The 19,698-nt window shown below is 67.8% G+C and carries 18 protein-coding genes; 9 read left to right on the top strand and 9 right to left on the bottom strand.

Going from position 1 to position 19,698, the window contains the following annotated elements; genetic code table 11:
- Nucleotides 1-272: 272 nt before the first annotated feature.
- Entirely contained in the window at nt 273-1,379 is a 1,107-nt protein-coding gene (locus ACZ45T_RS03780; protein WP_468437991.1) for an ROK family transcriptional regulator, read from the bottom strand.
- Nucleotides 1,380-1,455: 76 nt separating this feature from the next.
- On the opposite strand from ACZ45T_RS03780, the gene ACZ45T_RS03775 reads away from it, so the two are divergent.
- Nucleotides 1,456-2,559, top strand: a complete 1,104-nt coding sequence (locus ACZ45T_RS03775; RefSeq protein ID WP_468437153.1) for a Gfo/Idh/MocA family protein — start codon at nt 1,456-1,458, stop codon at nt 2,557-2,559.
- Between the two features lie 151 nt (nt 2,560-2,710).
- Here the strand turns inward: ACZ45T_RS03775 and ACZ45T_RS03770 are convergent, their stop codons facing one another.
- From ACZ45T_RS03770 to ACZ45T_RS03755, 4 genes are all read right to left on the bottom strand, one after another.
- Entirely contained in the window at nt 2,711-3,568 is an 858-nt protein-coding gene (locus tag ACZ45T_RS03770) for a fumarylacetoacetate hydrolase family protein (protein ID WP_468437150.1), read from the bottom strand.
- Between the two features lie 123 nt (nt 3,569-3,691).
- Nucleotides 3,692-4,336, bottom strand: coding sequence for a YidC/Oxa1 family membrane protein insertase (locus ACZ45T_RS03765; protein ID WP_468437148.1), 645 nt, complete (start codon nt 4,334-4,336; stop codon nt 3,692-3,694).
- A gap of 143 nt (nt 4,337-4,479) precedes the next feature.
- Nucleotides 4,480-4,803, bottom strand: coding sequence for a DUF6412 domain-containing protein (locus tag ACZ45T_RS03760; RefSeq protein ID WP_468437146.1), 324 nt, complete (start codon nt 4,801-4,803; stop codon nt 4,480-4,482).
- 80 nt (nt 4,804-4,883) lie between these two features.
- Nucleotides 4,884-5,681, bottom strand: coding sequence for a class E sortase (locus ACZ45T_RS03755; RefSeq protein WP_468437144.1), 798 nt, complete (start codon nt 5,679-5,681; stop codon nt 4,884-4,886).
- A 56-nt stretch (nt 5,682-5,737) separates the two neighbouring features.
- Here ACZ45T_RS03755 and ACZ45T_RS03750 point away from each other — a divergent pair, with 56 nt between their 5' ends.
- The 6 genes from ACZ45T_RS03750 to ACZ45T_RS03725 all read left to right on the top strand — a co-directional run bounded on the left by ACZ45T_RS03750 (nt 5,738) and on the right by ACZ45T_RS03725 (nt 13,730).
- Complete coding sequence (locus ACZ45T_RS03750; RefSeq protein ID WP_468437142.1) at nt 5,738-6,742, top strand: SEC-C metal-binding domain-containing protein; 1,005 nt, start codon at nt 5,738-5,740, stop codon at nt 6,740-6,742.
- A 162-nt stretch (nt 6,743-6,904) separates the two neighbouring features.
- Complete coding sequence (locus ACZ45T_RS03745; RefSeq protein WP_468437140.1) at nt 6,905-8,443, top strand: ATP-binding protein; 1,539 nt, start codon at nt 6,905-6,907, stop codon at nt 8,441-8,443.
- Between the two features lie 6 nt (nt 8,444-8,449).
- Nucleotides 8,450-11,389, top strand: coding sequence for a Z1 domain-containing protein (locus tag ACZ45T_RS03740; RefSeq protein WP_468437138.1), 2,940 nt, complete (start codon nt 8,450-8,452; stop codon nt 11,387-11,389).
- 95 nt (nt 11,390-11,484) lie between these two features.
- Entirely contained in the window at nt 11,485-12,447 is a 963-nt protein-coding gene (locus ACZ45T_RS03735; RefSeq protein WP_468437136.1) for a NaeI family type II restriction endonuclease, read from the top strand.
- Nucleotides 12,448-12,461: 14 nt separating this feature from the next.
- On the top strand, nt 12,462-13,217 hold the full coding sequence (locus tag ACZ45T_RS03730) for an NgoMIV family type II restriction endonuclease (RefSeq protein ID WP_468437135.1): 756 nt from the start codon (nt 12,462-12,464) through the stop codon (nt 13,215-13,217).
- An 18-nt stretch (nt 13,218-13,235) separates the two neighbouring features.
- Entirely contained in the window at nt 13,236-13,730 is a 495-nt protein-coding gene (locus ACZ45T_RS03725; protein WP_468437133.1) for a very short patch repair endonuclease, read from the top strand.
- Here ACZ45T_RS03725 and ACZ45T_RS03720 read toward each other — a convergent pair whose 3' ends face one another.
- Nucleotides 13,731-14,927 (bottom strand): DNA cytosine methyltransferase, encoded by a 1,197-nt coding sequence (locus ACZ45T_RS03720; protein WP_468437131.1) that lies wholly within the window; start codon nt 14,925-14,927, stop codon nt 13,731-13,733. It lies immediately after the preceding gene.
- Nucleotides 14,928-15,080: 153 nt separating this feature from the next.
- Between ACZ45T_RS03720 and ACZ45T_RS03715 the strand changes: the two genes are divergently transcribed.
- The gene (locus tag ACZ45T_RS03715) at nt 15,081-15,836 is read left to right on the top strand and encodes an HNH endonuclease (RefSeq protein WP_468437128.1); all 756 of its coding nucleotides are present in this window, start codon (nt 15,081-15,083) and stop codon (nt 15,834-15,836) included.
- 28 nt (nt 15,837-15,864) lie between these two features.
- On the opposite strand, the gene ACZ45T_RS03710 is transcribed toward ACZ45T_RS03715, so the two are convergent.
- From ACZ45T_RS03710 to ACZ45T_RS03700, 3 genes are all read right to left on the bottom strand, one after another.
- Nucleotides 15,865-16,176 (bottom strand): hypothetical protein, encoded by a 312-nt coding sequence (locus tag ACZ45T_RS03710; protein WP_468437126.1) that lies wholly within the window; start codon nt 16,174-16,176, stop codon nt 15,865-15,867.
- Nucleotides 16,177-16,622: 446 nt separating this feature from the next.
- Entirely contained in the window at nt 16,623-17,336 is a 714-nt protein-coding gene (locus ACZ45T_RS03705) for a creatininase family protein (protein ID WP_468437124.1), read from the bottom strand.
- 18 nt (nt 17,337-17,354) lie between these two features.
- Complete coding sequence (locus ACZ45T_RS03700; RefSeq protein ID WP_468437122.1) at nt 17,355-18,554, bottom strand: helix-turn-helix domain-containing protein; 1,200 nt, start codon at nt 18,552-18,554, stop codon at nt 17,355-17,357.
- 207 nt (nt 18,555-18,761) lie between these two features.
- Here ACZ45T_RS03700 and ACZ45T_RS03695 point away from each other — a divergent pair, with 207 nt between their 5' ends.
- Nucleotides 18,762-19,658 carry an aminoglycoside phosphotransferase family protein gene (locus ACZ45T_RS03695; RefSeq protein ID WP_468437120.1) on the top strand — a complete coding sequence of 299 codons (897 nt, stop codon included), beginning with the start codon at nt 18,762-18,764 and terminating at the stop codon, nt 19,656-19,658.
- Nucleotides 19,659-19,698: the final 40 nt, after the last annotated feature.

The following is a 19,698-nucleotide window of genomic DNA, read 5'->3' as shown; positions in this document are numbered from 1 at the left end:
GGCGCGGGGTCGGGGGCGGAGCCCCGCTCTTTCAGCCCCGCCGGCCCCATCCAGCCCCGCCGGCGCTTGAGGCGCGGGGTCCGGGGCGGAGCCCCGCTCTTTCAGCCCCGCCGCCCCAATCCAGCCCCGCCGGCGCTTGAGGCGCGGGGTCGGGGGCGGAGCCCCGCTCTTTCAGCCTCGCCGGCGTTTGAGGCGCGGGGGTCCGGGGGCAGCGGCCCCCGGCAACGGCGCCGCACCCCGCCGTCCACTGCCGCCCCCGCCGGAGGCGACGGTCACCCCGCCCGGCCGAAGAACGACGCCAGCGCCAACTCCGCCGCCCCCTCCGCCACCCCGACCTCCGCCACCCCGACATCCGCCGGCTCAACCACCGGCTCAACCACCGGCGGAGCCACCCGCAGAGCCAGCGCACGCGCCCCCAGCACCCCCCGCACCCCGGCCACGAACACCTCCGGGGCCGCCGCCACCACCCGCCCTCCCAACCGCACCCGGTCCACATCCAGCAACGCGACCAGGTTCGCCACACCCTCACCCAGGATCCGCGCCGCCTCGGGCAGATCCCCCCGCGCCACCGCCCCCAGGCACAGCACCTCCGCGCAGCCCCGCCCTCCGCACCTGCACGGCGGGCCGTCCAGCAGCAGCACCTGGTGGCCGAACTCCCCCGCCGCCGACCGCGCCCCCCGGTAGACCCCGCCGCCCAGCCACAGCCCCGCACCGAGCCCGGTGCCGACGTGCACGTACAGCGCGGCACCCGGCCCGACCCCGAGACCCCCGGCCGCGGCACCCGCATTCGTGTCCTTGTCCAGCACCACCGGCAACCCCAGCCGCCCCTCCAGCACCTCCCGCAGCGCAAAGCCCTCCCACTGCGGGAACCCCGTCACCCGCCCCATCACGCCGGCCCAGTGATCGAGCGGGCCGGGCGCAGCCACCCCCACCCCCAGCAACGCGGCCCCGGCGCCCCCGCCGGAAACCCGCGCGACCTCCCGTACGACCGCCTCCACCGCCTCCACCGCCGCCTCCGGCCCGGCCCCGAAGTCCAGCGGGCCACCACCCTCGGCGACGACCCGGCCGGCCAGGTCCACCCGTACCGCCCGGAGTTCGTCGCGGTCCAGGTGCACCCCCACCGCGCACCGGGCCTCCGGCACCAGCCGCAGCAGCGTGCGCGGCTTGCCGCCGGTGGACGCGGCGCGGCCGGCCTCCGCGACCAGCCCCTCCGCACCGAGCCGTGCCGTGATCTTGCTGACGGCCTGCGGGGTGAGCCCCGTACGGGCCGCGAGTTCGCTGCGGCCCAGGCCCGCCGGGCCGGCTCCGCGCAGCAGATCCAGCAGCAGCGCCTCGTTGTGCCCGCGCAGCGCGGGCAGGTTCACCCCGCCGCCCGTCATGTCCCCGCTACCCCTGTTCACCTGCCCATTGTCCACCTTCCTTGCACTTCGGCAACACTGTTGCCAAAGTAGTCGCATGAGCACCCCCGCCCCCTCCACCCCCACTTCCCCCTCCACCCCCCTGCGCGTCGGCGTCATCGGCTACGGACTCGCCGGTTCCGTCTTCCACGCCCCCCTCGTGGCCGCCACCCCCGGACTCGTCCTCGACACGGTCGTCACCTCCGACCCCGCCCGCCAGGCCCAGGCCCGCGCGGAGTTCCCCGACGTCCGCATCGCCGCCACCGCCGACGAGCTGTGGGAGCGGGGCCAGGACCTCGACCTCGTCGTGATCGCCTCCCCCAACCGGACGCACGTCCCGCTCGCCACCACCGCCCTCGAAGCCGGCATCCCGGTGGTCGTGGACAAGCCGCTCGCCGCCACCGCCGCCGAGGCACGCGCGCTCGCCGCCCTCGCGGACCGCCGCGGAACCTTCCTCTCCGTCTTCCAGAACCGTCGCTGGGACAACGACTTCCTCACGCTGCGCCGCCTCCTCGCCGACGGCGAACTCGGCGAGATCCAGCGCTTCGAGTCCCGCTTCGAGCGCTGGCGCCCCCAGCTCAAGGGCGGCTGGCGCGAGTCCGGCGCCCCGGAGGAGATCGGCGGCCTGCTGTACGACCTCGGCAGCCACGTCGTGGACCAGGCGCTCGTGCTGTTCGGTCCGGTCGTACGGGTCTACGCGGAGACCGACGTACGCCGCCCGGGCGCCCAGACCGACGACGACACCTTCATCGCCCTCACGCACGCGAACGGAATCCGCTCGCACCTCTACGTCAGCGCGACCACGGCCCAACTCGGCCCGCGCTTCCGCGTCCTGGGCTCCCGGGCCGGCTACGTCAAGTACGGCCTCGACCCCCAGGAAGGCGCCCTGCGCGACGGCCTGCGCCCGGGAGCCGACGCGCCGTGGGGCGAGGAGCCCGAGCACCTCTGGGGGCTGCTGGGCTCCGGCGAATCCCCGCTGACCGGCGGCGGAACCCCGGTGCCGACCGCGCCGGGCGACTACCCGGCGTACTACGCGGCGGTGGCCGCCGCCCTGCGCGAGGGCGGACCCGCGCCGGTCACGGCGTACGAGGCCGCGCACTGCCTGGACGTACTGGAGGCGGCCCGCACTTCCTCCCGCGACGGGGTGACCGTAGACCTGTAAGCCGTCCTGCCGTCCTGCTGTCCTGCCGCCCTCCCCGGCCTTCGCCGCCGACGCCGCATGCCGGCCGAGGGCTGAGCACACCCCGCGTACGCGGGAGGGCGGGGCCGCCACCGGCAGCCCCGCCCCTCCCGCGTACGCGCCCTTCGTCCGGCTACGCGTTCTTGAACTCCTGGCGCTGCCGGCCGAGGCCCTCGATCTCCAGCTCCACGACGTCACCGGCCCGCAGGTACGGCTTCGGCTCCGGCTGGCCCATGGCCACGCCGCCCGGCGTGCCGGTGACGATGACGTCGCCGGGGTACAAGGTCATGAACTGGCTCAGGTACCGGACGACCTCGCCGACCGGGAAGATCTGGTCCGAGGTGTTGCCGTCCTGCTTGAGCTCGCCGTTGACCCACAGCTTCACGTCCAGGACCTGCGGGTCCGGGACCTCGTCGGCGGTGACCAGCCAGGGGCCGAGCGGGGTGAAGGTCTCGCAGTTCTTGCCCTTGTCCCAGGTGCCGCCGCGCTCGATCTGGAACTCGCGCTCCGAGACGTCGTTGACCAGCACGTAGCCGCCGACGTGCGCGAGGCCCTGCTCGGCGGAGTCCAGGTAGCGGGCGGTGCTGCCGATGACGACGCCGAGCTCGGCCTCCCAGTCGGTCTTCACGCTGCCGCGCGGGATCAGCACGGTGTCGTCCGGGCCGCCCACGGTGTCCGCGGCCTTCAGGAAGAGGATCGGCTCGGCCGGCGGCTCCGCGCCGATCTCGGCCGCGTGCCCGAAGTAGTTCAGGCCGATGCCCACGACCTTGCCGATGCGGCCGACGGACGCGCCGATCCGCAGCCCTTCGGCGCCCAGAACGGGAAGCTCGCCGGATGCCGCCGCTTCCCGTACCCGGGACAGAACGGAGTCGTCGGCGAGCAGGCTGCCGTTCACATCCGTGATCAGGCCGGACAGGTCACGCAGGGTGCCGTCCTGGTCGAGCAGCGCGGGGCGCTCCGACCCGACGGGTCCGACACGCAGCAGCTTCATGGGCTTTCTCCCGTGGTCGTGGGTGGTCGGCCCATGGGCGTGCCCATGGGCCGGCCGATGGGTTGCGGCCATCGGAGGATTGGTCGATCCTCCAAGAAACCCACCCAATCCGCAAGACCCTGTTCACAGGGTGGAACGCTGCCCTCCGCGCGACTGGAGCCAGGCCCGCTCCGCGACGGACCACGCGGTGGTGGTCAGCAGGTAGAGCCCGGCGGCCAGCGGCACCACGGCAGCGGTGATCAGCGTCCCGAACGACAGCAGGGGCAGTACGCCGCCCAGCTTGCGCATGACCTCCTGCTGCTCGGCACTCACCGCGGCCGCGCCGGACACGGCCGCGGGCACGGCCACCGGCGCGTCCGCCCGGGCAGCGGCGGCGGCCCGGCGCCCCCGCACCGCACTCCAGGCGGCCACCACCGCGATCGCGGCGAACAGCCCGAGGAACACCACCCCCTGCGCCCCGACCAGGCCGCCCGCCTCCAGCGCATCGAACCACCGGGCGCCCAGCGGCGCGGCGAAGAGCCGGTGCCCGAGCAGCTCATCGGCCGAGGAAAAGGCCTGGTACATCAGGAAGAACACCGGAAGCTGCAGCAGCAGGGGCAGGCACCCCGCCACCGGGGTCGCGCCCCGGAAGGCGGCCCGGCTGAGCGGGTGCAGCGCGAGCCGTACGAGCACGGTGAACAGCACGATCGCGGCAGCGGTCGCGGACTCGGCCAGCACCGGCTCCAGAAGCCGGCCCAGCTCGACAACAAGACGGGCGAAAACAGACACGCGGGCCCTCCGAAGGGTCTCGTCGAACGTCGAAAAAAGCTGCACAGAGGTGCATTTCGGCGTGACGACCCACGAGGGGGCGACAACAGTGATCAGCAGATCGGCAAACCAGCAGATCAGCGGGCGAGAACTACTGCGCGCCCCTACGCGGCCGTCAGGACGAGACGGCCGGGCGCCCTGGGCCGCGACCGGCCGGAGGCGTCGGGATCGCGCTGCGGCAAGAACGCCGTGCGCTGCTCGCGATCACGGATCGCGGTGCGTATTCGGTGCGGCGGCACGGGCCGTACGAGACACACGGCCAAGGCCGCGGCGCCCACGGCGACGGTGGCTGCGGTGGCGGCGAGAGCCACCACGACGGCGCCCAGCCCGCCCTCCCCGAGGAACAGCCCAAGGACTCCCCCGAGCAGCACCAGCGAGAGCAGCACGGCAAGGGGCAGTGAGCGCCCACCACGTCGTTGCAGAACCATGCGGACCTCCCCCTCTCCGTTCGTACTCTCGATCGATACTAACCGGCCCCGCTGACAACGGTTGTTGGGGGCAAGACCGGTCAGGACTTCAGAGTCCCCCACACCACCAGCCGGTACTTGGAGCTGTACTCGGGCGTGCACGTGGTGAGCGTGATGTACGCGCCGGGCTCGCGGTACCCGTGGTCCGGCTTCACCAGGCTCCGCGGCACGGGCGCGATCACCCCGGTGTCCCGCTCGGTCGTCTCGCTCAGGATCTTCCCCACGACGTACACGTAGCGCCGCCCCTGCACGTCGACGATCAGCTCGTCGCCCACCCGCAGCCGGTTGATGTACCGGAACGGCTCGCCGTGGGTGTTCCGGTGCCCGGCCAGCGCGAAATTCCCCTCCGCCCCGGGCCCGGCGGTCCCGGGGTACTGCCCGACGTACCCCTTGTCGAGCACCGCCCGCTTGTCGATCCCCTGCGCGACGGGCACGACGAGCCCCAGTCGCGGGATGCGCAGGACGGCGTACGCCTGGTCCCGGCCCGGCGGCTCGGCGGCGGGCCGGGGCGCCCGGGACGGCGCGGGCCCGGCAGTCGCCCCGGAATCGGCGGGCTCAGTCGCAGCCGCCGTCGCGGTCGCGGTCACAGGGCCGGGGACGGGAACGGAAGCGGGCTCAGGCCCGGCGGCCCCCCACTCCCTCTTCAAGGCCTGGACCTGCTCCCGCGCGGCGGCCGCGGCCTGCCGGTTCGTCCACCACACCTGATGCACCACCAGCAACAGAACCACCACCCCCACGGTGACGGTCAGCTCTGCGGCGGCCCACAGCACCCCCGCGAGACCGGCCCGGCGCGCCCGCCGGCCGCTCCCCTGCACCACCACGGGTACGCGATCTCGCACGGGCGGCACCTTAAGTCCTCCCCCGCCAACTGACCAGCCGCAGTACGGTGTGATCCATGCGCCCTGACACGCCTGCTGAGCACATCGCCGAAGCCGAGCGCCTCATCCGCACGGCGACCCGCTACCCCGAGGACCAGGAACCGTTGCTCCTCCAGGCAGCGGCCCACCTCGAACTGGCCGACGCCCGGGACCGCGCCAGCGCGCTGTACGACCAACTCCTCTCCTCCTCCCCCGCCGACCCCCACCTGATCAAGGCCCTGCAGGCGGCGAACCTGTGGGAGTACGGCCACGAGCCCGAGGCCCGCGCCCTGATCTCCGGCATCCGCACCGCGTCCCCGAAGGACCCGGCGCCCTGGGAGGTCATCGCGGAAACCCTCGAAACCCACGACGAGTTGGAAGCCGCGCACGCCTGCTTCACCGAGGCCGCGACCCTCCTCATCTCAGACTCCACCCCCCTCACCCAGGCCACCACCGCCCTCCTGACGGGCCGCCACCGGGTACGCCGCCTGCTCGGCCTCCCCCACGACGAATGGGACATGGTCGCCGACACCCGCCACATCGGCCCGATCCCCCTCGACGAACTCCACGACCCGAAGCGCATCTGGGCCCTGGGCTCCGACGACCCGGCCGAACTCCGCGCCGAGATCGCCCGCCTCCGCGCCGAACTGGGCGACCGCCGCGCCGCCCTCTCCCGCCCGTTCCCGGTGGCGATCCTGCACTGGCCGGCGCGCGAACTGTCGGAACTCCTCACGTCGTATCCGACCCTGGCCGCGGAATACCCCTCGCACGAGGCCCACCTCCGGGAGATCGAAACCTCCCTCCGCGCCCTCGCCGCCTCGGGCACCACGAACCTGGGCATCGTCACGGCAAGCGTCCCGTCCTACGAGGCCTTCGCCGCCTCCGAAAAAACCTCCCCGGCCTCCCCCAGCCTCCTGGCCGAATACGCCACCACCCTCGCCGCCCGCGGCAAAGCCACCCCCTGGCCCCCCACCCCGACGGCCCCGTGCTGGTGCCAGTCAGCCAAGCCGTACTCGGAGTGCCACGGGACCGCTAGGAGGTGACCCGCTCAGGCACCCGCCCGTATCGCATCCCGGACAGTGATGTCATAGGGCTGCCTGAAGATCTTGCTATGCGTTAGCGTCATCGGACATCCGCAGGTATGGAGTGGAAGATCCTTCACTGCCGGATACATCCGCCCCTGCGTTCCAAAGGTTTGCTGCCCTATGCCCTATTCACCGTCCGGCGACTGGCAGTTCGAAATACCCACACTGGGCAGCAAACAGCTTCCGCCAGCTGCCCGCTACGTCGAATCGCTGGCGCATCAGGGGTACGGGTTCGAGGCCGCCATCGCCGACCTCGTGGACAACTCGATCGATGCGGGCGCCCGCAACATCGTCATCAGTTTTCTGCGCGACGGCGACCGACTCGTCAGCCTGCTGGTCATCGACGACGGCCGTGGGATGGATGACCCCGCTCTCGACGTCGCAATGATCGTAGGAGGCCGCGAGGGCTACGCCGACGGGGCGTTGGGCCACTTCGGAGCCGGCCTGAAAGCTGCCTCCCTCTCGCACGCCGGGTCCCTGACGGTCGTCAGTCGCACCAAGCGCAGTCCCGCCGCCGGGCGGCGCTGGCTGACCGCTCAGGCACAGCAGGACTTCAGCTGCGACATCGTGGATCCGCGGTACTGCCAGGATCTAGTCGACCGCTACGACGGAGTCATCGGATGGCACGGCACCATCGTCCGCTGGGATGGCGTCCGCGCCTTTGACACTGTGCTTTCCGGCCAGAGCGACCGGTTCCTCAACGAACAGATCGAAAAGCTGGAGACCCATCTCGGCCTCTACCTGCACAGGTTCCTGGCTCGAGAAGGGTTCCACATCGACCTCGTCGTGGAGGACGTCCACACCAAGGAGGAACTCGATCACCGGGGGGTGGAGCCGATCGACCCCTTCGGCTACCGGATTCCGGGGCGAGCGGGTTACCCAAGGACGTACACAGCTCCCATTGAGGGCGTCGGCGATGTCGCTCTTCAAGCCCATGTGTGGCCGCCCCGGTCCCAGCTCGTGTCCTTCCGGGGCATCGGCCCCCTGGCGGACCGGCAGGGCTTCTACATCTACCGCAATGACCGCCTCGTCCAGGCCGGCGGCTGGAATGGCATCCGCAGTGCGGAGACGCACCACAGCCTGGCCCGGATCTCGCTGGATCTTCCTGCGTCACCGAACGGCGTGTTCAGCCTGACCGTGAAGAAGGACGGAGTCAGCGTCACACCAGCATTCGCTCGCGGTATCGAGAAGGCCTCCGACGAAGACGGCCATCCCTTCGCCGCGTACGTGGCAGAAGCGGAGACGGTCTATCGCGAGGCTGCCCGGCGTTCCACTGAAGTGCAGCGCACGAGTGCCGTCCCGCCAGGAAAGGGAATCGACCCCAAGCTCAAGCGCACCCTCCGGGACGAGCTACCGCAGATCGAAGACGAGGACCCGATCACGTTCCGCTGGGAAGCACTCCCGCCGGACGTCTTCTTCGACATCGACCGCGAGGAACACACGGTCCGGCTCAACAAGGAGTTCCGCTCAGCCTTCAACAACGGCCGGAGAGCGGGGGCGAATGACGCTCCGGCGCTGAAGGGCCTGCTCTACCTCATGCTCGAAAAGAACTTCCGGCTGGGCCGGTCAAGCGCCCAGCGCAACGACGAGATGGCCTTGTGGAACAGCGTGCTGTTGTCTGCCGCGCGTTGTGAAATGTCTCGCGAACTGGAGCCGTAGCCCCCTGTGACTGACCATCTGCTCAATCTTCACACCGACGTGCTCGCCGCCATGCGCCGCGCCCCGAGGGGCTTCAGCCGGATCGCGGCCGGACTGTCGGAGACGGACGACGGCCAGGACGCCGACCTGGACGTCTTCCGCGCGCGCCTCGCCGCGAGCGACCCGGGGCTTACCACGGTCTGGAGCCGCTCCCTGGCCCAGTGGGACGCCGCTCTGACCGCCGACTGGTCCAGCTCGCCGCCCTGCTCGGACGCCCGGCGGGCCGACGTGTACGCGCTCCTGCGCTTCGATGACGACCTGTCCAAGGCACTGGATGCCGCGGTTCCCGTCGACAAGGGCCCCCAGCCCGTAGTGATCAGCGAGAGCAACCAGGCCTGGTACACCCGGGACAAGGCACTGTCCCGTGCGTTCTACTGGCCGGCGTACGAGGACCTCCTGCGACGCAAGGGCTGGAGCGCGACGGCGATCACCAGCCTCGGGGAGGCTGCCCACAACGTCGTCGAACGGCTGGCGGACCCGGCACGGCCGGAGGCGTACGCGGCCCGGGGCCTGGTCGTCGGATATGTCCAGTCTGGCAAGACCGCCAACTTCACCGGTGTCATAGCCAAGGCGATGGACGCCGGGTACCGACTGGTCATCGTGCTGGGCGGCACGCTGAACCTGCTACGCGGCCAGACGCAGCGGCGGCTCGACATGGAGCTGATCGGGCAGGAGAACATCCTCCGCGGCGCGGACCCGGACGATCTCGACGCGTTGATCGGTGTCGACTACCAGGACGACGAGGACTGGCCCGCGAAGTTCGTCTCGCACGGCGGCCGGCCTTCTCATCGCGGAGCGTTCGACATCGAACGTCTCACGACGAAGGACAAGGACTACCAGTCCCTGGAGCGAGGCATCCGGGCGCTCGACATCGAGAAGGTGGAAAAGGCCCTCCCGCTTCATGACCCGGCGAATCTGCATCATGCGGCAGCCCGCGTGATGGTGGTCAAGAAGAACAAGTCGGTCCTGACGAAACTCGTCAACGATCTCAAGAAGATCGGCCCGATCCTCGGGGAGGTACCGGCGCTCATCATCGATGACGAGTCCGACCAGGCGTCCGTCAACACCACGAACCCGGCCACCTGGGAAGAGGGCAAGGCCAACCGGTCCGCCATCAACGGTCTGGTCTGCGAACTCCTGCGCCTGATGCCGCGAGCCCAGTACATCGGCTACACGGCGACCCCTTTCGCCAACGTGTTCGTCGATCCCGACGACTCCGCCGACCTCTTCCCGCGCGACTTCCTGATCTCCCTGCCCCGCCCGGTCGGCTATATGGGAGTGGAGGACTTCCACGACATGCACTCCGACCTACCCAGCTCCGAGCGGACGGTCGCCACCTCCCAGGAAGCCGCTCACGTGCGCGGCATCGACAGCGCTACGGGCGACCGCCTACTGGAAGCGATGGACGCGTTCGTCCTGGCCGGGGCTCTGAAGCTCTACCGAGTGGCGAACGGGGTTCCCGAAGGCGCCTTCCGCCACCACACCATGCTGGTTCACGAGTCAGTGCGCGTTGCGGACCACGCGGTACTCGCCGACCGCATCAAGGCGCTCTGGGATTCCTCCTACATGAGCAGCGAATCTCACGGCCGCCTGGCCGCGTTCTTCGAAGCGGACCATAAGCCGGTGTGCGACGCCCGGGCTGACGGACTGCCTGTCCCCGGCTCGTACGAGGAGCTGCGCCCCCACATCAGCCGCGCCCGGCAGCTCATCGCATCCGGCGGGAGTCCCGTCCTCGTCGTCAATGGCGCGAACGAAAAGGACTACGCGCAACCCGGACTCGACTTCGACCGCACCCCACACGTCTGGAAGATCCTCGTAGGCGGCACCAAACTGTCCCGCGGCTTCACCGTGGAGGGCCTGACCGTCACCTACTACCGCCGGAAGACCCAGCAGGCCGACACCCTGATGCAGATGGGCCGCTGGTTCGGCTTCCGCTCCGGCTACCGGGACCTTGTCCGCCTCTACATCGGCCGGGAGGAACCCTTCGGGAAGGACAAGACGCTCGACCTGTACGAGGCGTTCGAAGCGATCTGCCAGGATGAGGAGGCATTCCGCTCCGAACTCGCCCAGTACGCGGAGATGATCGACGGCGAACCCCAGCTGACGCCTCGGAAGGTGCTCCCGCTGGTCTCGCAGCACCTTGGTCTCGTCAAGCCGACGGCACGCAACAAGATGTTCAACGCCGAACTGACCGAAATCCGGTCACCGGGGCGGCCGATCGAGCCGGCCGCCTATCCCCGGGATGCTTCGGTCATTGAGGCCAACGCCAAGCGCTGGCTACCGCTCCTCGACGTGTTCGGCCGCGCCGCACAGACGCTGGAGCTGCCTCCGGACGAAACCAGCCCTCTCACCCGGAGGTTCGAGGCCAGGACGTCACTGATCCCGCATGCCAGCCTGGTCGGCGTTCTGCGTCAGCTGGAGTGGGAAGGCGACAACCACTTCGCCCCGCACCTCAGCTACCTCTCCAAGCTTGACGGCGAACTCGCCAAGGTGGACGACTGGCTGCTCGTCGCACCGCAGACGACATCGAGCCGGCGGGTGGAAGCGAGCCTGCTGGGCTCCGCACCGACCTCGCTGGTCCGGCGTAAGCGTCAGCCCTACAAGGCCGCCTTTGGCCGTATCTCCGGTATGGAACACCGTCGATGGGCCGAATCCGTCATCAAGCAGGCGGGCGAGGACGTCAGCAGTGCCCGAGCAGGCGCACTGGGTGTGGGGCCTCGCACGGGCATCGTCCTGCTCTATCCGGTGGTCGACACGTCTAACGACGCAGAGCTCCTGTCTGCCGTCACTGACGGGACGGCAGATCCCAAGCAAGTGATCATGGCGTTCACAGTGGTTTCTCCCACCGCGGCCAACGACTCTTCACGTCGCCTGCTCCGCTATCAGGCAATGCGGTCAGGTAACTGACGTAACCGGCACGGGCAGCCCTGACGAGCATCGGGGCTGTCCATGTTCGTCATGCGCAGCACCAACGTGCACATCATCAGACAAGGAAGTGTGTCTTGCTGCCTCTGGACATTTCAGCCGCGACCAACATTCACGCCCGGGCGCTCTTAGAAAGTGACCCGGAGCTGTCAGCGGTGTACAAGCACATCCTCCGCCTTGACCCAGCAGGCCAGCGATTCGCCACCGTTCTCCGCGACACGATCGACCAGCTTCTCAACGGCGAGGTCACGGGCCGGTACGACTGGAAGACGCTCTTCAAGACCGAGAAGACCCACGCGGGGACGCTCGTCGAGATCAATCTCCAGCGGGAGTTCACGTTCGACGACGGCATCGACATGGACTACAAGATCGCCGGCGTCGATGTTGACTGTAAATACTCCCAGCAGTTCGGCGCCTGGATGATCCCGCCCGAGGCAATGGGCCATCTCTGCCTTCTGGTGTGGGCAGACGACTGCAAGAGCCGCTGGAGCGTCGGCTTGCTCCGCATAACGCCGGACTGGCTGAACAAGGGCAATAACCGCGATCTGAAACTCACGGTGAAGGCTGAGCACCGGAACAAGATTCTTTGGCTTTGGCGTGACGCAGATCTCCCGGAGAACGTGCTGCTGCACATGAAGGAAGCCGACCGAGATGCGGTCATGACGCCGAGATCAGGCCAGGCTCGGCTCAATGAACTATTCCGGCGCGCACAGAATCGCCGCATCGGACGAAGTGTTGTACGTACGGTCGCACAGCAAAAGGACTACATGAAGCGAGTCCGCGGAAATGGCGGCGCCCGGTCAGCCCTCAAAGAGGAGGGAATCATCATCATGGGGGACTACGGGAGCCACCGCCGGATCGCAGCCGAACTCGGTCTGCCAGTTCCTCAGGAAGGTGAATTCGTAAGCACGCGCCTCATCGAAGTGACGCACCTCCACAACGGGCAGCCGAGCGTTCACCTGGACGGTCGGATGTGGACCTGCGCGCTCGCAGGAGAAGTATCGGCTGCGGCCCCGGCCCTTCCGTCCCATAGCGAATAGGCGGACCCCGAAAGATGACCACATCATTCGCCAGCCGCTTGCTGGGTTGGAAGCGACTGGACAAGTCGCCGGCCCTCGTCGCCAACACCGCAGATACGAATAGCGAACCGTCCAAGGCTCTGGCCGCCGCAATACTTGAGCACCTTGACATCGCACCCGTAGAACACAGGACCAACCCCAAGGATCTGGGCCCAGCCCTGGAGCACGCCGTAAGCCGCGACCTGACTGACACTCTCAGCCGGCTGGCCCCTGCCCGAGCCTGGCAAGTGGACCACCGAGAGCTGGTCACTTCATTCAGCCAGTACGCACATCTGGCCAGGCTCTCGCAGCTGCTTCGCCAGCACCCCGAACTACGTGCTGAACTCGGACGGGACTATCTGATCAAGCCTGACGTCACCGTCGGCATCGAGGAGTCCCCTGACCACGAGGACAAGCACTCTTTTCTGCACGCCGCCGTGTCCTGTAAGTGGACCATCCGTTCAGACCGAGTCCAGAACATTCGGCATGAGTTCCTCCAGATGATCAGGCACCGCCGAGGGCGGCTGCCACACCTTGTGACAGTGACAGCGGAGCCGATGCCAAGCCGCATAGCAGCCATCGCGCGGGGAACTGGCGAAGTAGATGCCGTCTACCACATCGCATTTGACTCGCTCGCCGCAGCCGTCAACGCCGTGGGCAGCAGCCAGCAGAAGGATGACTGGCAGGAGTGCGTCGAGCAGCGGCGAGTCCTGCCGTACGAAGAACTGGCCGCTACTCTGGCAGGCTGGTAGGCGGAAAGGCAGATCCCGATGAGTCTTGTGCTGCCCGAGCCTGACGGCGATGCGTGGTCACCGCCAGAGGGGTCATGGGCGTCTTCTGCTGCCCGGCGACGCAACATGCAAGCGATCCGTAGCCGGGACACCAAGCCTGAGCAGCTGGTCCGACGCCTGCTCCACGCACAAGGGCTGCGTTACCGCGTAGCCGCCAGACCTCTGCCCGGACTTCGACGGACGGCAGACATCGTCTTCCGTCCGTCGAAGGTGGCCGTGTTCATCGACGGCTGCTACTGGCATGGATGCCCCGACCACTACGTAGCGCCCAAGACCAACCCCGGCTACTGGTCAGACAAAGTGGCCCGCAACGTGGCCCGCGACCGGGACACCGATCAACGCCTCCGCGAGGCAGGCTGGACAGTGCTCCGCTTCTGGGAGCACGAGCCGTCGGGCGAATGCGCCGTTCGGATTGCGGCAGAGGTCCAAAAGCGCCGTGCCCGCACAAGAAATGCGGGCACGGGCACAGTCTGATCACGCCTGTCCGCGATCTCGCTCCCGGGCGGCCTGCAGGACCTCAATGATCGACTTGCCTACGGCAGCGGCCACTGGAGGCGGGAAGGCGTTGCCCACCTGCCGGTACTGGGCGGTCTTACCGCCGTCGAACTCCCAGCCTCTAGGGAAACCCTGAATGATCGCCGCTTGCTCCACCGTGAGCATCGGCCCATCGGGTCCGAAGAGATCCCTGCCCTCGGACTCCTTCTTCTTGCAGGTATCGGCATCATTCGCAACGCCGAGTCCCGAGACACCAAGCTGCTTCCAGGCTGCCTTGGCTCGGCTGGGTCCGAGGTCAGCGCCACCATGCTTCTTCGAACCGCCAACAAGAGTGGGCGCAATGCCGCCCCCCTTGCCCTTCAGCTCAGCGTCACGATCGGTCGCCTTCTTGAGCCACGTGTCATACGCCTCGCGAGCGCGTTCGGCGTAGGCGCCCTTGAAGTAGCGCTTATACCGGTCATGCATGGTCTGCTTGAGGGCATCCGCGACGCTCACCGGATCCTCGTGCGTCGGGGACGGCCACTCGTACTTCAGGTCCTTGAGTACATCGTTCCGGATGGCCACCAAGATGGCACGCGGGCGCAGCTGCGGGACACCGAAATCACTTGCCTCCAGGACACCCCACTTGCACACCGTGTAGTCCAGGCCTCTGACCTCAACTACATTCCCGTCCTCTTCGCGGTATCTACCACCCTGCAGCTGGGCCATGATCCAGTCGCGGTAGTCGGAGAATTTCGGGTCCATGATCCCGCGGACATTCTCGATCATCACCGCGCGGGGATTCAGCTGCTCGACCAGCTGCAGCATCCGGGGGAAGAGATCGCGGTCGTCATCCTTGCCCAGCTGCTTGCCGGCATGGGAGAACGGCGGACACGGAACGCCTCCGGCCAGAAGATCCAGACCGTCTTGCCGCAGCAGCCTGCCGCTCTTCTCCAGATGCTTGTCCGGGTCGAACAGCTTGACGTCGGTTGGAGGAAGGAGGTCACAGTGCTCCTTCTCCCAGCTCCACTCCTTCCGCTCATCGATGTTCTTACGCAGCGTCCCAACCGCATGCGTATCGATCTCTACGAGCGCGAGGTGCCTGAAACCCGCTTGATGCAGTCCAATGGCCTGCCCGCCGGCTCCAGCACAGATCTCGACCGACGTGAACCTCGAACCTGAGTCAGTGCTGGTCATGCACCCTCCTTCCAGACTTACACGACGGACACACCTTGCAATCCGCCCTTACAGAGGGTGACAGACCCCACTGACAACCCTCCAAGTGTGCGACACGATTCGGCTTAGCCATTACTCCCGCACGCCGCAACGAACGCTTGTACGATATCTGCCATGCGAAGCCCTGCGTGGACATGGGATGAACTGCTGCTGGCCTGTGCCCTCGTCGTCAAGAACGGGTGGCGGGAGCTCCGGGTTGGCGATCCCGCTGTGACCGAGCTCTCTGACCTGCTCCGGTCCCTGCCTCTGCCAGGGCGAGCCGACTTGGCCCGCCGCCTCCCCGAATACAGGTCTGTCGGGAGCATCTCCCGCAAGACCACGGATCTTGCTTCCAACCATCCCGGCTACTCGGGCAGGCCCACCAAGGGCGGGAGCCTGGACAAGCGCATCATCGAGGAGTTCCTCACCCGCGAGGCCGCGATGCTTCAGGCTGCAGAGGCCATCGAGGCCGGCATCGGGTCCGGCCAGCTTGCCCTGATCCCCGAGCAGCCCGATGAAGCGGACGAGGACGGGACGACCGCCTCTGAAGGTCGGCTGCTCGCACGGTGGGCGATCTCTCGCGAGCGGAACCCTGCATTGCGCAGGCGCAAGATCAGCCAGATCCACAAGCTTGGAGTGCCTCTTCAGTGCGCTGTCTGCACCTTCGACTTCCGTTCTGCGTACGGAGAGCTTGGGAACGGCTACATCGAAGTGCACCACGTGCTGCCACTCCACATTGCGGGCCCGTGCGAGACCAGGCTGAACGATCTTGCCTTGCTGTGCGCCAATTGCCACCGCATGTGTCATCGCAGCCACCGCGGAGCTTCATGGCGTACGCCCGAGGAACTGAAGGCCGAGATGGAGCAGATCGCGGGACCTCCGCAGCGATAGCCTCCCGGGCTCCGCAACTGCACCCACCTCACGCGGCGTCCGCCTCAGCCTCATAGTGGGTCTGGGCGCGGTCCAGGATGTCGTCCGGGTCGCAGCCCTGGGCCGCCAGCCAATGGAGGACGTCAGCGATGAGGTCGGTCACCGACTCCTCCATCACCTGTGGGCGCCAGGCGGCCGGAGGGTACGGGCTCTCGGCGAGGCCGCGGTAGGCCGCCAGGACAGCCGCTCCGCGCTGGACCCGGCGGCACTGGCGGTCCGAATGCAGTGCGAGTTCGCACCAGACCGCCTTGCCCGTGGCCGTCAGAACCGTGCCCCAGTCGACCGCCAGGGCAGCCAGCATGTGCAGGCCCCGCCAAGGGTGACACCCCCCTCGCGCCCCCTGAATGCGGAGGCCGTCAAGGCCCGCCTCAGGGTTCCGGTCCGCTCCAGCAGCCCCGGCACACGCTGTTCCGGAGGCAGCGCATGGGGTGGTGTTCCAGGCCTTGCCCGCTGCAGCCGCCGGATCTCTGCCCATTCCTCCACAAGGATCACCCTTCTCTCCTGACCTTGATCACCAAGGTCAGAGTCAGAGGAGATCACTAAGTGGGTCCCTTCGATGCGCCGTCAGAGGGCCCGCGTTCAGCCGTCGCCGAGATGCCGCCGGACTTGGAACGGCGATGTGCCCAGGTGAGGCGGCCGTGCCGCTGACCGTCGGCCTCATAGTGAATCGGCGGGTGGCGTCTCGACGACGGCCGATCTACTTCCCGACACCGGTCTCCCAGGTGCCACAGATGGGAGGTGCGGCCTTCAGCGGCTCTCGCCGAGGATGCTGAGGTGCGCCGCGAAGCTGCTCGTCAGACTGTCGAGGACAGCCTTGCCCTTCTCTGCCGTGGCATATGAGGGGTAGCCAATCACTCCGGATGCCGTGTACGCGCTGATGCCCTGGACCAGGAGGAAAGGACGCGGTCCGCCGTCGTGGTCTGCGTCGGCGAAACCGTCCCGCACAAGCTCCGGAGCAGAGTGGAGCAGGACGGATGTCTCAATCTCTCCGGCGTGCATGTCGGCATGGCGGTCGGAAACCAGGCCAGCGTACTCACGAGCTTGGTCCCAGTCGGAACCGAGCGGGAAGAGGGAGACGGTGGGGCCGTCGACGTTGGCTTCCTGGACGATGTTGGACAGGACGTAGTTACCGCCGTGGCCATTGATGATTACTAGCTTGGTGATGCCGGACCGGGAGAGCGACGCGCGGATGTCGTCGACCATGGAGAACAAGGTCTTCGCGCTGATGCTGACGGTGCCAGGCAACGAAGCGTGCTCGTGGCTGCACGACATCGTGATCGGCGGGAGCAGGTGCACGGGGTAGGAGTCGGCGATCTCCTGGCCGACGATGCAGGCGATCGCTGTGTCGGTTATCAGCGGGAGGTAGCGACCGTGCTGCTCGAAGGAGCCGATGGGAAGTACGGCGACACGGGGCTGCCGCTCTTGGACATCCGTGCTGGTCGCTATCGGCAGCAGGTTCACGACACTCCCTTTGATCGGTTACAGGGCGGCGCTCCTCATTGTGTCCAGCTCCCTGTTCAACTCTGAAACTTCCACCAGCTTGTGCCATCTGGCAAGACGGGGCTGAAGTCGGTACAGCTCGTTGAGGATTCGAGTCGATCCCGTCCGCTGGGCGATCGCGAGAGCCTGCTCGGCGGCCAGGTGGGCGCCTTCCACATCTTCGAGGATGGCGTTCGCGGTAGAGAGCCGGGCGAGGCACAGGCCGCGGTCACGCTCCTGAACGGTCGGCCAGTGGCTCAGGCTGTCCTGGTAAATCCCTACCGCACAGTCCGGGCGCTCCAGGCGAACGTTGCAGTTCGCGGCCTCCATTTCGACGTAGGCCACGGAGCAGTAGCCGGCGATGGGATCAGCATCGTCACCCCCGGCTGCCGCGGCCAGAGCTTGATCGATTGCGCGATCGGTTTCCGCTCCTTCTCCAAGCCCTGCCTTGCTGTTAGCGAGCTGGCGCAGCACCACCGCGTGGACGCGGGGTGAGAGCTGTGCGGCAAAGCGAAGGGCTGCACTGGCGAGACCGGCGCCGTGTCCTGCGTGCCCTGCCTCGGTGGCGATGTTGCTGCGTCTCTGGAAGAGGTAGGCGATCAGCATGGGGTCTCCCAACTCCTGTGCGTACTCCATCGCGATGCTGGTCCATCGCATGGCTTCCTCGGCGCGGCCGGTGTCCTGATGCAGCCATCCCAGGAACTCGGTGTACCGGGCGCCGACGCGCAGTACGTCCCCGCGTAAAGGGCCGTAGGCGTCCTGGCACATCCGCTCGACCAGAGGCATCTGGCTCTGGACAGGCGCGACCAGGAACTGTGGGCCGACCAGCGGCTCGGCCTGGGCGTGATGGTCGAGGAGGGTGGTCAAGTACCTCAGCATCTCCGGGCTGATCGGTACGGGATTCTTCGTCCGGAGTGAAGGTGCCTGTGGGTGAGGCGTCCGGCTGCCCAGCAGCAACCCAGTCGCCGAGAAACCGAGTTCGTCGTTCGTCGCTTCATACGCCTCCCGGAAGAGGGCCTGATGGTCCACGCTCACCGGCCGTCGTCCGTTCTCGTACATGGAGATGAGCGTCTTCCAGCTGGCGGGAGAAGGCGATTCGACGCCGAGGCGCTCGGCAGCGGCGACCAAGGCGTCGATGAGGTCGCCTTGTGTCCATCCGCGGCTGCGCCGCGCTGTCTGAAGCTTGCTCTTGGACTGCATTTCTCCCCCGAATTGCACCGCGGGCCGCCCCTTCTCACTATGCCTCCAAGGCGGCTGCTGACGTGGGGAGTTAACAGTTAACGGTCGTCCTTGTTAACCCCGTCCACTGCTCCATGGCGAGGAGTCGGGCTTACTTGGCGCAAGCACGGCTCTGGGCAGTCCGCTCCGGCGAGATCGCTCACACGGAATCGCAAAGGTGGAGGTGAGATGGTGCTCAGCACGGAGGTAGGAGAGCCGGCGGTCGGGCTCGGTCTCGGCCCGTTCGCCCCAGCGGCCGTCAAACCCCACTCCAGAACGCAACGTGCCATGGACGGTTCTGCGCTACTGAAGGTCTACGTCAGGATTGATCCGGAAGGCCGACGTAGGCGTGAGGCCCAGACGGTTCCACGCGCTGCCCTCCACGGTCTCTCGGTCCCGGCCGTCTTGGCCACAGGCAGGACCGAGGCGGGGTCATGGACGGTGTTCCGAATGCTGTCTGGGACGCCCTGCTCGATCGGCGCGCGCAAGGCTATTGAGGAGTACATCGGGCACGTCCTCGGCGTGAGCAGCAGGCTGCACCAGCCCGCCGTTGGCCTCGCGTCCGGCTTCGGCTGGGAAGGGCAGCAAGCCGATTCCGTTTCCCCGCGTCAGTTCCTGCTGGACCAGTTCCCCCCGCGCTGTCGTCGGAGGCCTTGGCCGGCGGTGCTGCATGGGGCCCTCCAGCCGCTCGATTCGCATCCGGTCGTGTACCTGCACGGAGACTTCAAGCCCGAGCATCTCCTGATCGACGGCGAGCGCGTGCACGTAGTGGACTGGGAAGCCAGCGCTCGCGGTCCCGCCGTCCTCGACTTCACCGACGTGGCCTTCCACCTCGTGCGCGACCTGATCTACGAGGGTGTGGCACCCGGCAGCGTCCCGGTCGACCTCTTGACCGAGATGCCGTTCAGCGGCCCTGTTTTGGCATGGCGCCTGCTCCTCTGGCTCGATCGCCGACGGCCGCACGATATCGACCTGCTCAGCACGCACGACGTCTGTCGGCTCTCTGTCGAAGAGCAGCCCGCAGCCGCATACAGGTCACTGGCTGAGGCCGTCGCACTTCTTCGTGCTGCTGGTGTCCCGCGCTGACCTTCGCCTTACCGCTCCTCAGGCGTGCTGACGCCTGTGC

This window comes from Streptomyces sp. NPDC030995, assembly GCF_055571215.1.
This window is presented reverse-complemented; position numbering and strand designations above follow the sequence as displayed.